This window comes from Robertkochia aurantiaca, assembly GCF_020166495.1.
Taxonomy (GTDB): domain Bacteria; phylum Bacteroidota; class Bacteroidia; order Flavobacteriales; family Flavobacteriaceae; genus Robertkochia; species Robertkochia aurantiaca.
In genome coordinates this window covers 85,249-99,474 of the sequence record NZ_JAINZS010000005.1, presented here as the reverse complement: position 1 = coordinate 99,474, position 14,226 = coordinate 85,249, and the positions used below count along the sequence as shown (strand labels likewise).

The window sequence follows — 14,226 nt, the reverse complement described above, 5'->3', positions numbered from 1 at the left end:
AAAAAAGGAATAAATCACCAATTGAACTGTTATATAAAAATGAAAAACCCTTTAATTTTTAAAACCATGAAAAGCAATTTCTTATTTAAGTCAGCTTGCGTACTGTCCTCCGGACTGTTATTGCTGTCCTGCTCCAACAATGACGATCCCGTAACCCACGGACAATTGAGAATCAACATCGACAATTCTCTGGTTACTGCAAGTGCCAAGTCGGCCACTTCAGCTAAAGAGATCGATGAAAACCTTATACTTTCAGAATTCTGGATCAACATTGAAGAGTTTGAACTGGAGATAGAGTATGAGGGTGAGGAAAACGAAATGGAGTACGAAAGTGAATCTGAAGGGGAAAACGAAGAAGAATGGGATGATGACGGATATTTTGATTTTGAAGATGAATTTGAACTGGAAGGTCCGTTTGAGGTGGATCTTTTAGCGGGTTCGGTAGAATTGATGAATATCAGTGTGCCTGTGGGAGAATTCGAGGAGCTGGAATTTGAATTTGACAAAAGCGCGAACCAGGAAAGTGAGCTGTTCGGAAAGTCTATTTTAGTAAAAGGGACCTATGAGGGAGTGCCTTTTGTTTTCTGGCACGATTTCAATGAAGAGGTGGAGGTTGATTTTGAGGATGTTGAACAAAATGTCATCATCACCGAAGGTACTGAAAGCATCACCATCAATTTTGATATCAGTATGATCTTTAGCCATGATTTTGGAGTAGACTTGTCTGTGGCCGCTGATGGGAATGGCGACGGTACTATTGAGATTAGTCCGATGGATGAGGATGGAAATAACGGCCTTGCTGATGCCATTAAGGAAGCCATCAAGAAGCATATCGAATTATTAGAAGACTAACCAAAATATTTAACTAATTAACTTTACTACCTATACTATGAAATTTGTTTTGAAAACTATAATGGTAATCATTATCAGTTTAGCTACCATTAGTTGCAGCGATGATGACGGGCCGATGGCCCAGGTAAATATTACCGCACAAAATACCGATTTTGACGGCGATGTTACCGGTACCGGTGGAAGCTTAAGAAACAGCTATCCATGGAATAATCCGTTAAATACGGTGGACTATAATATGGACATTACCGCAGCCTCGGGAGGTTCTTTTCAATTGATTATGGTGGATGCTGATGGTACAGAAGTATTGAATCAAACGCTTATTAAAGGACAGGGAGACGATTCCAGATCGGGCGTATCACAATCGGGTACTCCCGGTGAATGGACCGTGCAGATCGTTTTAAATAATTTCAATGGAGATGGATCTTTTTCCATATCTCCCGGAAATTAACCTACATATTTTGATTGTTGCTAAAAGAGGCTGTCCTGAAAAAGGCGGCCTTTTTTCTTTGCCTGATGATAATCTCAAGTTAAAAATGATACGAGGTTTTTTTTCTACCGTTCAAATACTGTTATCCCTCTGAATCCTGCATCTTCTTTTTTTTGACTTTTTAGCAGAAGTTTTACTTCTGATTTATCATTTTTTAGTAAAAACGTAAAAAGTAACGGGTTCCTTCCCCAGACTGGAGGAAAGTGTCAGCACTACAAGCGCTGAAGGAAGGGGGGTGATTGTTCTCCCTCCGGTCGGTGATCCAAAACGGGTGTGCTGCTCAAAGGACCGAGCGTATGAAAAAGGTCTTGCAGACCTTTTTAGCGATGGGCCGGATGGCGTGGAGGATAATCAAGGCCTATGCCTGGATTGGTTGTAAATTAGTCCGGTTATATCACTAATTACTAAAACGTAACAAACAACGGGTTCCTTCCCCTGGTCGGGGGAAGGTGGCAGCGCCATAAGCGCTGACGGAAGGGGGTTGATTATTCTCCCTCCGGTCGGTGATCCAGAGTGGGGGTGTTGCTCAAAGGACCGAGCGTATGAAAAAGGTCTTGCAGACCTTTTTAGCGTCGGAGCCAGATGGCGTGGAGGAAAAACAAGGCCTGTGCCTGGATTGGTTGTACATTAGTCCGGTTATATCACTAATTGCTAAAACTTAACAAACAACGGGTTCCTTCCCCTGGTCGGGGGAAGGTGGCAGCGCCATAAGCGCTGACGGAAGGGGGTTGATTACCTCCCTTCGGTCGGTGATCCAGAGAGGTGTGTTGCTCAAAAAAAGCTCAGCACACGCTATCGCGTGATGCACTTTTTTATTTTCACTTCACCAGGAAAGCGCGCTTTCCGGTTCGTTCAAATAAAAAAGCTCAGCAGTTTCCTGCTGAGCTTTTTTTGGTCGGGATGACTGGATTCGAACCAGCGACCACACGCACCCCATGCGTGTACGCTACCAGACTGCGCCACATCCCGGTTGTGTGCAGATCTGAGTGATCTGCGAGGAGTGCAAAAATATAAAGTTCCTGAAAATTACCATACATTTTTTATAGAGATTTTCACCCTTTTTATTCTGTCGGCTGCATTGTGGTTCTAATTGCCTGTAAAAAAGAAAATCAGGAGAAGTTCTCCTGATTTTAAAAATTGAAATTTCAGATATCTATTGTTTCATGCTGGCCATACCCATGCTTTCATAATCGGCCTTTGCAATAGTGATGGGTTGCTTTTCGAGTTTTACGCACTTCATGGAAACATCATCTTCCTTTCCGGTCTTATCTTTCATATGCATTTCCATCATTAGTCCGTAGTTGCCATCCTGTTGTAACCACTTCGGATCAAAATTATCGGGTAATTCCTTGTTGGCACCAAAAACGTTGACCAGGCTGACCTCGGCTTCAAAGGTATTATACACTGTAACCAGGTATTCGTCGGTTTCCACTTCGAAACCCTGGCAATCATATCCAAGTATTTCTTTGCCTTCGATCTCGCGCACGTCGAATTCAGGCTGTTCCTCCTCTTCATAGTTGATCATGTCTGAAGGATCGATCTTCATAGCCATGGCCATTTTCTGCCCTTTGTCTGCCATGAACATCACCATCAGCTCATTATCGACATCATGCACCATGGTGATATCACCAGCCTGGGGCATACTCATTCCCCAATAGGATGCATCGGGTTTAAGATGCATATTCATATCGACTTTCTCTCCCTTCGTATCGTCTGCCATCTGAAGCACGTATAGGTATTCGAAATCATAGGTGTCGGGTACCTCAGACATATCGGCCATTTCACCGGTATTGATCATGGGGTTACCTTTCATGAAGTCGCCATTGAGCATTTTATCCATGGATTTGCTGGCGGCATCTTCGACCTTGTCATCGATCTTTTCAATAGCAGTTTGCTCGAGGGTTTTTTCTACCTTTTTTTTCAGCTTCTTCAGAAACTGGGCCTGGGTATCAGGAGCTGCCAGCAATAAGCATATTACTACTGTAATCAGTTTGAACGTTTTCATTTTGTGTTGTTTTAAAGTTTACGAGCAGGTTATTGAAGTTGAAGTAGTGGGACTATTTCAGGGCAGTGATTCCTATTCTAATATAAGTAATAGAAGGGTCAAATTCAAATAAAATACTGATATACAGTTAATTATGTCGATATTCACTTTTGAGGGCTTCAGGTTTTATTAGCTGATAATAACATCTTATATTTGTTTAATGAATATTGGAAATAATTAAACAAAATGAATGTCAATAAATATATACTGCGCCTGGCTGCAATTTATAACCTGCTTTGGGGTGCATGGGTAGTGATCTTTCCTACTTCATTTTTTGATCTAACCGGTATGGAGCAGATCAATCATGTCATGATCTGGCAGGGAATGGGGATGGTGATAGGTGTATACGGTCTCGGGTATTGGTGGGCTTCTTTTGACGCTTTGCGACACTGGCCAATAGTTGCGGTGGGTTTTCTGGGAAAGATCTTTGGTCCTATAGGATTTCTTTTCGGATATCTGAAAGGAGATGTGCCCTTTGAGTTCTTCTACACCCTGATAACCAACGATTTTATCTGGTGGATTCCCTTCGTATACATTCTTTATCAGGTGCACATCCAAACTCAATGGAAACTCAGTGATAATACACCTTACAAGTTTGAGGAGAAATCTTATAAAGCTGCGGGATGATGGAAGATCTTTTGCCGGTTTTAAATCTGATTTTCGATTTCGGTTGCCTTGTGCTTATCGCGCTGGTTCAGGGCGTGATCTATCCCTCATTCACCTTTTATAACAAAGAGGCTCTCTTTAGGTGGCACAGGAAATATGTTGAACGTGTCAGTGCAGTGGTGATCCCGCTTATGGGCGGACAGCTGCTTTTAAGCCTCTCTATATACTATTTCAGGTATCAACCTTTTTACCTCGTTAAGCTTTTATTGGTATTACTGGTGTGGCTACTGACCTTTACCATTTTCGTTCCCCTTCATAACAGGATCAGCAAAGAAAACCATTCAGAGAAAGTATCCATGATCACAGAAGACCTGGTGAAAAAGAATTGGTACAGAACGGTTTTGTGGATACTGATCTTTATTTTGCAAGTTTCACTTTTTTTCTTCGGTTGATGACAGAGCTGTCATACTAAATGATCAGTTCACATTTTAGGGTATACTTAAGACTTTCAAAGGAATAGCGTTTGATTTATTCAACATAATTTCCTTTATTAAGGTTGGACCATAAAAGAACTTACTGCATGCAGAACCACATATACCCTGAACGAATCGCCCGAGAGGCAGAGAAGGCACTGTCATATTACCCAAACCTGGCAGAATCGACCATTGTTTTCAGATTTAAAAAGAAGATCAAGAAATCGGTAATGCAGGCCCAGCCCGATTTCAAAAGTTTTTTTAAAAGGCGAAAGAACCGCAAGTATTACATTTTTATCAGTGAGCGTTTCCAGATCGATGATGAAGTGTTCGAAACAGATTCAATTCCTGAACCCATTATGACAGGTTGGTTGGGTCATGAACTGGGACACATCATGGATTATGAAAATCGCAGTAAATGGAACCTTATTGCTTTCGGGATACGATACAGTCTTTCTTCAACCTATCTGAAAGAGGCTGAACGCATGGCCGATTACTATGCTGTAAGACAGGGTATGGAAGAGTATATCATTCAAACTAAAAACTTCATACTGGACCACGCTGACCTTTCAGACCAATACAAGGAACGTATTAAAAAATACTACCTATCTCCCGAGGAGATCATGCATATGGTTTCTCAAAGAGACGATACAGCAACTGTGAACGATTGATCATAATTGGGCAGCGACGAATTCTTCCCACTCGCTGAATTTTTCCTCTCCCATCACGCGAGGCATTTTTACCTGTCCGCCCTTCTTCTTTTTTTGGGCATTCCATTCGTAAAAAATCTCAGGCGGGATCACCTTTACCTTAACTCCCTTTAGCGCCTTTCCCCGGGCCACTTCATAGTTCTTATTTGCCGACTTCAGGTATTCATCAAGCACCTCAGCGGCTTGTTCAGGATCAACATCTGCTTCTGTGCCCAGGTACCAGCTGTGATAGAACTCCTCATCGTATCGTTTGGCAGCCATGGTAAATTCTTTGATCTCGATGTCAAAGGCATTTTCGAGTTCTTTTATACCATCATTAAGTTTGTTAACAGACAGCTGCGAACCCACCACGTTCAGGAAGAATTTGGTGCGACCGGTTATTTTGATCTCCTTGCGCTCCAGGTCGGTAAAGGTAATGGTGTCACCGATTTCGTAGCGCCAAAGGCCTGATACGGTACTTATAAGAAGTACATAGTCTTTTTCTGTTTTTACCTCCTCCAGTGGAATTACAGGAGCATCTTTCTTAAGAGAACCATCTTCGTTGATGTATTCGGGCTCGAAGGGCACAAACTCAAAATAAATTCCGTTATCGGTTAACAGACGCATTGCACTGGTTTCGGGGCGTTGTTGGAATGCGATAAAACCTTCTGAAGCCAGGTAGGTGTCGATGACCGTTACCGGTTTCCCCATCAGGGCGTTAAAACTTTTTTCATAGGGATCAAAGGCCACCCCTCCGGAGGTGTAGACCTGGAGATTCGGCCATATCTGGTGTATATGTTCCAGCTTGTGGTGCTCGATAACTTCTTCCAGCATGAGCTCGATCCAGGAAGGGATACCACTAATGGCTCCGATATCCCATTCGGCAGCATTTTCAGCTATCATTTTTACCCGGTCATCCCAGTTTTCAATACGTGCGATATCTTCACCCGGTTTATAATATCCTTTAAACCAGTTTGGAATATTACTGGCACTGATCCCGCTTATCTCTCCCTCCTGGTGATCCCCTTTTCTCTTCAGATCAGTAGAACTGCCCAACATGAGAATTTCCTTTTCAAAAAAATCGGGAGGCATGTCAAAGTTTGTTATGGCATAGACTTGTTTTCGTCCTGCCAGGGTGATGCATTCGATCATTTCTTCGGTTACCGGAATGCGTTTACTTTCTTTGCCGGTAGTACCTGAGCTCAGGGCATAATAGGAAGGTTTTCCGGGCCAGGTGATGTCACTTTCTCCCTGGTGCAGACGATACCACCATTCGCTGTTTATTTTGTCATAATTGAACAGGGGGACTTTAGCCGCAAAGGCTTCCTTGATATTTTCTGCTTCCAGGAGATCTGAAAAATCGTAAAATTTCCCAAAGGCAGTATCTTTTGCCTGCTCGAGTAATTCTGATAATACTTTTTTCTGGTCTTCTATCGGATCTGATTCCGGAACCAGCTTTTCCCGCATTTCGAGTAATCCCTTGATCATGTAACCGTATATCGCCATATTTACTTTTTTCTAAAGGTAAGTTGAATTTACAGATTGTGGGTGGTAAATCAAGGCCTCTGACTTGATTTTAAACTACCTTTTACTGTGAATGTTAAGCTATTCACAACAAATTATTCATTATTAAAGAAAATCTTCTAATTTTGTTTCCGTGAAGAACTTTCTTCTTAAAATAGGATCCTCGGTCATGGCGGTACTCGTTTTAGTATCCGCTTTGTCATTTTCTGTAGATAAGCATTTCTGCGGAGAGATCCTGGTTGATTATTCCCTGACCGGAAAAGCTGATAGCTGTGGTATGGAAACCATGCTTGCAGAAAACGGTCTCTCTGACATGCTTTCGGCAGATCACTGTTGCAGTGAGGAAACCGATCTGTTCGAAGGGCAGGATCAGATGAAGGAGCTGGAAAAGAAGGAACAGGCAGCCAGAAACTTTCTGGCTATTTTCACCTATTCATTAAAGCTGCAATTCTCGGAAGAGGCGAAACCGCAAACGCCCTTTCAGGGATATCCGCCGCCCTTGATCACCGAAGATATTCAGCTTCTCAACGAGACTTTTCTTATTTGATTGAAACATGATCTTGTAAATTTCGTCGCCTGCTTATTAAAGCTGTGACGAGGTATATTCTTTTTAATCATGTTTTAATTCAATTCATATGCTTAATAAAAGCATTCGGTTTTTAATAGAAAATAAGTTAGTAGCCATACTGCTATTGGTATTGGTTGTAGGTTGGGGAGTTATAAGTGCTCCTTTCAACTGGCAGATTGACTGGTTGCCCAGCAAACCTGTGGCTGTCGATGCCATTCCTGATATCGGAGAGAATCAGCAAATCGTTTTTACCAGATGGGACGGGCGTTCACCCCAGGATGTCGAAGATCAGATCACCTATCCTTTAACCACGACCCTGTTGGGTATTCCGGGTGTTAAAACCATCAGGAGTTCATCCATGTTCGGGCTTTCCAGTATCTATATCATTTTTGAAGAAGATGTGGAATTCTACTGGAGCAGGAGTCGTATTCTTGAAAAGCTGAATTCCCTGCCATCAGGCTTATTGCCACAGGGCGTTAGTCCTGCTTTGGGACCTGATGCCACCGGACTCGGACAGATTTTCTGGTATACTCTTGAGGGCAGGGATGAAGACGGAAATGTAACCGGTGGCTGGGACCTGCATGAATTGCGAAGTGTGCAGGACTATTATGTGAAATACGGGCTGTCTTCAGCTTCAGGTGTTTCAGAAGTAGCTTCTATCGGAGGCTATGTACAGGAATATCAGATCGATGTTGATCCTGACCTTATGCGGGAATACGGTATCACCCTGGAACAGGTTGTTAAAGCCGTGAAGCAGAGTAACCAGGAGATCGGTGCACAGACCTTCGAGATCAATAAGGTTGAATATCTTATACGCGGTTTAGGATACATAAAAAGCCTGGAGGATATCAGAAAGGCCGTTGTTACTTCTCAGAACTACACGGCCATAAAAGTAGGTGATATTGCAAAGGTTAGTCTTGGGCCTGCTCCCCGAAGAGGAATTCTGGATAAAGAAGGAGCAGAGGTGGTCGGTGGAGTTGTAGTGGCTCGCTATGGGGCCAACCCCATGGAGGTCATTCAGAATGTCAAAAAGCAGATCCGGGAGATCAGTTCCGGTTTACCCTCGAAAACCCTTGAAAACGGTAAGGTGTCAAAGCTTACGATCGTCCCTTTTTACGATCGTACCGAACTGATACAAGAAACCCTCGACACCCTTAATGAAGCCCTAACCATGGAAATTCTGATCACCATCCTGGTCATCGTGATCATGGTGTTCAACCTGCGGGCTTCTGTTTTGATCTCCGGACTTTTACCTGTCGCTGTATTGATGGTTTTCATTTCGATGAAGTATTTCGGTGTCGATGCCAATATTGTTGCCTTATCAGGTATCGCTATTGCTATAGGAACCATGGTCGATCTCGGGGTGATCTTATCAGAGAACATTATCAGGCATCTGGAAGAGGGAAAAGATAAGCCCATAAATCAGGTGGTTTACAATGCTACGGAAGAGGTTTCGGGAGCCATCCTGACAGCTGTACTCACAACGGTGATCAGTTTTTTACCGGTTTTCACCATGGTGGGTGCTGAAGGGAAACTCTTTCGTCCGCTTGCATTCACCAAGACCATGGCTTTGATCGCCGCGGTTCTGGTGGCCCTGTTCTTTATTCCGCCACTGGCAGCCATTCTATTTAAGAAACGGCAAACCGGGTTCGTACAGAAAATGATCTTTCAGGGAGTAATACTCGTTACGGGGCTGGTGGTAATCATTATGGGTTATTGGCTCGGTCTGGTATTGGTGGCTTTTGCGATCACCAATATTTTAGCTCAGGATGAAGTGGCGAAGAGCCTGCCGGAAAAGATCCGGGATTTCTTCAAGAAGAAGAGCCTGATTCATACAGGGATCACCATAGTAACGATCATATTTTTACTGGCTGTTTATTGGCGACCGCTCGGTTTTGACCGTTCTGTATTGATCAACCTTATTTTTGTTTCTCTTGTCTGTTTCGGTATCTTAGGTGGATTTCTGCTGTTCAGGAAGTATTATACCCCTGTTCTCAGGTGGGCCCTCAATAATAAGCTCTTATTTCTTTCACTGCCCGTGATACTTATCGCTATCGGGATACAGATACTGAGAAACACGGGGGAAGAATTCATGCCATCACTAAATGAGGGTTCATTTCTGCTCATGCCTACCTCATTGCCTCATGCCGGGGTTGAAGAGAACAGGAGGGTATTGCAGCAGCTCGACATGGCTGTGGCGGGTATTCCCGAGATAGAAACCGTGGTTGGAAAAGCCGGACGTGCTGAATCAGCTCTTGATCCCGCTCCGCTTTCCATGTACGAGAACGTGATACAATATAAGCCCGAATACCTGCAGAATGAGGAAGGAGAACCGGAATCGTTTAAAACTGACGACAGCGGGTTATTTTTGCTGAAGGACGGAAGAAAAGTGCTCAATCCGAATCATACTCCCGGGGAAGACGGGGAGATGGAAACAGGCGATGTGAATCCCTGGACTATAAGAACAGAGCAATTAGTGGCAGACCCTTCAGGAGAATTCTACCGAAGCTGGAGGCCTGAGATAAAAACCCCCGATGATATCTGGAATGAGATCGTGAGGGTAACCCGTATTCCAGGGGTTACTTCGGCTCCCAAATTACAACCCATTGAAACCCGTTTGGTCATGTTGCAAACGGGAATGAGAGCTCCGATGGGGATCAAGGTCAAAGGCCAGGACCTGCGGGAGATCGAGCGTTTCGGTTTTCAACTGGAGAATCTTTTGAAGGAGGTTGAGGGAGTAAAAGACGAGGCTGTCTTTGCCGACAGGATCGTAGGAAAACCATACCTGTTGATCGATATCGGCCGGGAACAGCTCGCCCGCTACGGAGTGAGTGTTGAGGAGGTACAGCGTATCATTCAGGTCGCCGTTGGGGGGATGCCTTTAACACAAACGGTTGAAGGGAGAGAGCGCTATGCGGTCAGAGTGCGTTATCCGAGGGAACTGAGAAGTGAACCCGATGAATTGAAGAAGATATATGTGCCGGTGGAAAAGGGTAACCCTGTTCCCTTGGGTGACCTGGTAACCATCAGGTATGAAAGAGGGCCACAGATGATCAAGAGTGAAGATACTTTCCTGGTAGGTTACGTTCTTTTCGATAAACTTGATGGTTATGCTGAAGTGCCTGTTGTGGAAAATGCTCAGAAACTGATACAGGAGCGAATCGATCAGGGAGTTCTGACCGTTCCTCAGGGAATCAGTTACGAGTTCACCGGTACCTATGAAAATCAGATCAGGGCAGAACGAACCCTTTCATTCGTAGTGCCGCTCGCATTGGTGATCATCTTTTTAATACTGTATTTCCAGTTTCGTTCTACCACCACCGCATTCATGGTGTTCTCCGGTATTGCAGTGGCCTTCTCAGGCGGATTCATTCTTATATGGCTCTATGGTCAACCATGGTTTTTGGATTTTAACTTTTTCGGAGAGAATGTCAGAGACTTGTTTCAGATCAGAACGGTGAATCTGAGCGTTGCCGTATGGGTCGGGTTCATCGCCTTGTTCGGGATCGCTACAGATGACGGAGTCGTTATGGCTACCTATCTCAAACAGACGTTTGATAAGATACGCCCTGATGATCTTAAGGAAGTAAGAGCGGCGGTTATCGAAGCGGGGAATATGCGTATCAGACCTTGTTTAATGACCACGGCAACGACCATGCTCGCCCTTTTACCGGTTCTCACCTCAAGCGGAAGAGGAAGTGATATCATGATTCCTATGGCCATTCCCGCCTTTGGAGGAATGCTCATCGCACTGATCACCTTGTTCGTTGTACCTGTACTTTACGGGTGGAGAGAAGAGATACGGGTTAAAAAAGAAATGGAGATTAAAAAAAGTACAAATGAAATCAAATAAACCCTCAGGAATCTCGCTTTTTTGCGGTGCAGTCATCATAGCTTTGATCCTTTCACCGGGATTAAAGGCTCAGACCCTCGATGATTTCATAAATCTGACCGAAGGAGCGAATCCAAGGATACAGGCCTATGAACTTCGGTATGATATCGCCTCTGAAAAGGTGAACGAAGCCCAGGTGCTGGGGCCCACCGAGTTGGGCGCAGCTTATTTTGTAAGTGAGCCTGAAACGCGTACTGGTGCACAGAAGTTCAGGCTTTCTGCACGACAGATGTTTCCCTGGTTCGGAACCATTACATCCCGTGAGAATTATGCAGAAGCCATGGCCGAGGCAGAGTATGAAGAATTGGTCATCATCAGGCGTAAGCTCGCCCTGGAAGTGACACAGGTGTATTATACCATTCAGCAGCTGCAGGCCAAGAGAGCCGTCCTGGAAGAGCATATTTCCCTGCTTCAGCAGTACGAAGCACTGGCGATACAGGCGGTCGAAGTCGACAAGGCTGGTGCTGCCGACGTACTGAGATTACAAATCAGAGAGAATGATCTGGTGCGGGAATTGGAAATTCTCAAGGAGAAATTAAAAGCTGAAAAGGCAATGCTGAATTCCCTGGCCGATCGTTCTACGGGAACCGAGGTCCGGATTGAGGCCTATGAGGTGATGATACCGGAAATCGAGCGTGATGCATCCTTTGATCTCGAGCTTCATCCGGAGCTGGTCAAATATGATAAACTGTACAACAGTGTCGAGCAGGCCGAAATGTTAAATCAGAAGCAGAATACTCCGAATTTTGGGATCGGTCTCGATTACATAAACGTACAGGAAAGACCTGATATGACTTTCGATGATAACGGGAAAGATATTCTGATGCCTATGGTTTCATTTTCCATTCCCATATTCAACGAGAAATTTTCTTCGGTAAGCCGTCAGAATGAATTGAAGAAGCGGGAAATAGAAGCGCAGCGATCAGAAAGGCTCAATGAATTAAACGCCCGCCTTTTTAAGGCAATTGCCGAACAGAATGCTGCCAGGATCACTTTCGAAAGCCTGGAGGCGAATATCGGGAAGGCAGAGGATACCAAAAAAATACTATTGACAAAATATGAAACAGGAGAGCTCGATTTTACAGAATTACTGGAGATCGAGAGCCTTCAGTTACGACTTGAAATAGCTCAGGTTGAGGCAGTACTGAGCTTTTATTTACAAACTGCCTTTATTCAATATTTAAGTTATAATTCGTAAATTTTAAAAAAGACAAATCATGAAAAAAGTGGTATTGAGTTTTGCAGTGTTGGCGATGCTGGCAACCGTCTCATGCAAACAGGAAGAAAACAAAAATCAAAATGACACCATGCACGAAGGTGAAAGCACCGAAATGCATGACGGGCATATGGAAGGTGAACATATGGATGATGAACACATGCATGAACAAAGGGAAATGGATGGTGACCATATGGACGGAGATCATATGAATGAGCAGGGTATGGACCAGGCTAAAAACACAGTTACCTTTTCAGAGGATGCCTTAGCCCAAACCTTTAACGCTTACCTGACTCTGAAAGATGCTTTGGTGGCGACAAATGCAGACCAGGCTTCAGAAGCAGCCTCTGAGTTGGCATCGGTGAGTGCTAATGAAGAGATCAAGAACAAGGCTTCAGAGCTGGCCTCGAAAAAGGATGTGGAAGAACAACGCGCATTGTTTGCAGAACTCGGGAAGCTTGTTGAGGCTGAGATAAGTGGGAAGATCGAGAGTGGAGAGATTTACAAACAGTATTGCCCGATGGCTTTTAATAACCAGGGAGGCTACTGGCTTTCAAATGAGAAAGCAATTATGAATCCGTATTTCGGTGATAAGATGCTGAAATGCGGAGCCGTAAAGGAAACTATAAAATAATCAATAATGGCACCTTTTTTTAAACAATGGAGTGAAGCGGCAATGACCACCCTTGGATTTTTCTGGATGGCCCTGTGGGCATTCATACTTGGTTATCTTATCAGCAGTATGATACAGGTTTTCGTCACCGAGAAACGCATGCAGGAAACCATGGGAAAGGCAAAGGGCAAGGATATACTGTTAGGAACATTTTTCGGTTTCATAAGCAGTTCCTGCAGTTTTGCGGCTCTGGCCACGACCAAGTCATTGTTTAAGAAAGGTGCCAGTTTTATAGCTTCAGTCGCTTTTTTACTGGCATCGACCAATTTGGTGATCGAGCTGGGTATCATTATTTCCATCTTTCTCGGATGGCAGTTCGTGGTAGGTGAATATGTGGGAGGAATCATCCTGATTCTTACCAGCTACATACTGGTTAAACTGATCAACCCGAAAGACCTGATCGAAAAGGCCCGAAAGAAGCTGGATGAAAGCGGGCAGGAAGATCCTGCCGATCCCGATAAGGCCATTTCAAAAAAACTGAAATCGGGTGAAAGCTGGGCAAAGGTCTCCCGGCAATATGTGATGGAATGGAAAATGGTCTGGAAAGATGTTACGGTAGGCTTTACCATAGCCGGTTTGGTGGCAGTATTTATTCCGGACAGCTTTTTCAGAACGCTTTTTATCAACAGCGGTCCGGAGGTAACAAACTTTGGTTTTTTAACCATACTCGAGCATGTTATCGTAGGTCCGGTGGCAGCCTTTATCACATTTATAGGCTCTATGGGAAACATCCCGCTGGCGGCCTTACTTTTTGGGAAAGGAGTGAGTTTTGCCGGAGTGATGGCCTTTATTTTCAGCGATCTAGTCGTGTTCCCTGTATTGCGTATCAACGCAAAGTACTATGGTTGGAAGATGGCCTTCTTTATACTTTTCCTTCTTTTCGCTTCCCTGATAGCTGCTTCCCTGATCATGCATTACGGATTCTCCTGGGCCGGGATGTTACCCGACCCTTCACAGGTGAAGATATCTGAAGCAGAACATTTCCAGATCGATTATACATTCTTTTTAAATATCGGGTTTTTACTCGTTTCTGCCTTTCTGGTATACCATGGTTTCTATAAGTATAAGTCGATGTCTTATATGAAGGAAATGGCGCCAAAAAGCGAGTTGCTGGAAAAGACGCTTAAGTACGCCTCTTTTGTATGCTATGCCTGGTTGGCTGCAGGACTTGTTCTGAATTTTATTTTATAAAGACAGATTAC

The 14,226-nt window shown here is 44.1% G+C and carries 12 protein-coding genes and 1 tRNA gene; 10 read left to right on the top strand and 3 right to left on the bottom strand.

All coding sequences use genetic code 11. From position 1 onward, the window contains the following. Positions 1–66 precede the first annotated feature (66 nt). Positions 67–852, top strand: coding sequence for a hypothetical protein (locus K7R10_RS09180; RefSeq protein ID WP_224484407.1), 786 nt, complete (start codon positions 67–69; stop codon positions 850–852). 37 nt (positions 853–889) lie between these two features. Then, positions 890–1,300: a hypothetical protein gene (locus K7R10_RS09175; protein WP_224484406.1), complete on the top strand. Its 411-nt coding sequence runs from the start codon at positions 890–892 to the stop codon at positions 1,298–1,300. 931 nt (positions 1,301–2,231) lie between these two features. On the opposite strand, the gene K7R10_RS09170 is transcribed toward K7R10_RS09175, so the two are convergent. Both K7R10_RS09170 and K7R10_RS09165 read right to left on the bottom strand, forming a co-directional pair. Further along, positions 2,232–2,308 (bottom strand) — tRNA-Pro (locus K7R10_RS09170). A gap of 184 nt (positions 2,309–2,492) precedes the next feature. Beyond that, complete coding sequence (locus K7R10_RS09165) at positions 2,493–3,344, bottom strand: hypothetical protein (RefSeq protein ID WP_224484405.1); 852 nt, start codon at positions 3,342–3,344, stop codon at positions 2,493–2,495. Positions 3,345–3,569: 225 nt separating this feature from the next. On the opposite strand from K7R10_RS09165, the gene K7R10_RS09160 reads away from it, so the two are divergent. From K7R10_RS09160 to K7R10_RS09150, 3 genes are all read left to right on the top strand, one after another. Continuing rightward, positions 3,570–4,010 (top strand): alkyl hydroperoxide reductase, encoded by a 441-nt coding sequence (locus K7R10_RS09160; protein ID WP_224484404.1) that lies wholly within the window; start codon positions 3,570–3,572, stop codon positions 4,008–4,010. Continuing rightward, positions 4,007–4,441: a hypothetical protein gene (locus K7R10_RS09155; protein WP_224484403.1), complete on the top strand. Its 435-nt coding sequence runs from the start codon at positions 4,007–4,009 to the stop codon at positions 4,439–4,441. Before K7R10_RS09160 ends, K7R10_RS09155 begins: the two co-directional genes overlap by 4 nt. A gap of 128 nt (positions 4,442–4,569) precedes the next feature. Next, positions 4,570–5,133, top strand: a complete 564-nt coding sequence (locus K7R10_RS09150; RefSeq protein WP_224484402.1) for a M48 family metalloprotease — start codon at positions 4,570–4,572, stop codon at positions 5,131–5,133. On the opposite strand, the gene K7R10_RS09145 is transcribed toward K7R10_RS09150, so the two are convergent. Then, positions 5,134–6,657, bottom strand: a complete 1,524-nt coding sequence (locus K7R10_RS09145; protein WP_224484401.1) for a GH3 family acyl-acid amido synthetase — start codon at positions 6,655–6,657, stop codon at positions 5,134–5,136. It lies immediately after the preceding gene. A 151-nt stretch (positions 6,658–6,808) separates the two neighbouring features. Here K7R10_RS09145 and K7R10_RS09140 point away from each other — a divergent pair, with 151 nt between their 5' ends. The 5 genes from K7R10_RS09140 (at position 6,809) to K7R10_RS09120 (ending at position 14,215) form a co-directional block, all read left to right on the top strand. After that, positions 6,809–7,222, top strand: coding sequence for an HYC_CC_PP family protein (locus K7R10_RS09140; RefSeq protein WP_224484400.1), 414 nt, complete (start codon positions 6,809–6,811; stop codon positions 7,220–7,222). Positions 7,223–7,310: 88 nt separating this feature from the next. Next, a complete protein-coding gene (locus K7R10_RS09135; RefSeq protein WP_224484399.1) occupies positions 7,311–11,096 on the top strand; it encodes an efflux RND transporter permease subunit in 3,786 nt (1,261 codons plus the stop codon). Continuing rightward, a complete protein-coding gene (locus tag K7R10_RS09130; protein WP_224484398.1) occupies positions 11,083–12,333 on the top strand; it encodes a TolC family protein in 1,251 nt (416 codons plus the stop codon). The genes K7R10_RS09135 and K7R10_RS09130 overlap by 14 nt, the downstream gene beginning before the upstream one ends. A gap of 19 nt (positions 12,334–12,352) precedes the next feature. Beyond that, positions 12,353–12,985 (top strand): DUF3347 domain-containing protein, encoded by a 633-nt coding sequence (locus K7R10_RS09125; protein WP_224484397.1) that lies wholly within the window; start codon positions 12,353–12,355, stop codon positions 12,983–12,985. Positions 12,986–12,991: 6 nt separating this feature from the next. Continuing rightward, on the top strand, positions 12,992–14,215 hold the full coding sequence (locus tag K7R10_RS09120; RefSeq protein ID WP_224484396.1) for a permease: 1,224 nt from the start codon (positions 12,992–12,994) through the stop codon (positions 14,213–14,215). Positions 14,216–14,226: the final 11 nt, after the last annotated feature.

Coding starts and splice junctions, on each gene's coding strand:
- K7R10_RS09180 (WP_224484407.1), top strand. CDS start 67: ATGAAAAGCAATTTCTTATTTAAGTCAGCTTGCGTACTGTCCTCCGGA.
- K7R10_RS09175 (WP_224484406.1), top strand. CDS start 890: ATGAAATTTGTTTTGAAAACTATAATGGTAATCATTATCAGTTTAGCT.
- K7R10_RS09165 (WP_224484405.1), bottom strand. CDS start 3,344: ATGAAAACGTTCAAACTGATTACAGTAGTAATATGCTTATTGCTGGCA.
- K7R10_RS09160 (WP_224484404.1), top strand. CDS start 3,570: ATGAATGTCAATAAATATATACTGCGCCTGGCTGCAATTTATAACCTG.
- K7R10_RS09155 (WP_224484403.1), top strand. CDS start 4,007: ATGATGGAAGATCTTTTGCCGGTTTTAAATCTGATTTTCGATTTCGGT.
- K7R10_RS09150 (WP_224484402.1), top strand. CDS start 4,570: ATGCAGAACCACATATACCCTGAACGAATCGCCCGAGAGGCAGAGAAG.
- K7R10_RS09145 (WP_224484401.1), bottom strand. CDS start 6,657: ATGGCGATATACGGTTACATGATCAAGGGATTACTCGAAATGCGGGAA.
- K7R10_RS09135 (WP_224484399.1), top strand. CDS start 7,311: ATGCTTAATAAAAGCATTCGGTTTTTAATAGAAAATAAGTTAGTAGCC.
- K7R10_RS09130 (WP_224484398.1), top strand. CDS start 11,083: ATGAAATCAAATAAACCCTCAGGAATCTCGCTTTTTTGCGGTGCAGTC.
- K7R10_RS09125 (WP_224484397.1), top strand. CDS start 12,353: ATGAAAAAAGTGGTATTGAGTTTTGCAGTGTTGGCGATGCTGGCAACC.
- K7R10_RS09120 (WP_224484396.1), top strand. CDS start 12,992: ATGGCACCTTTTTTTAAACAATGGAGTGAAGCGGCAATGACCACCCTT.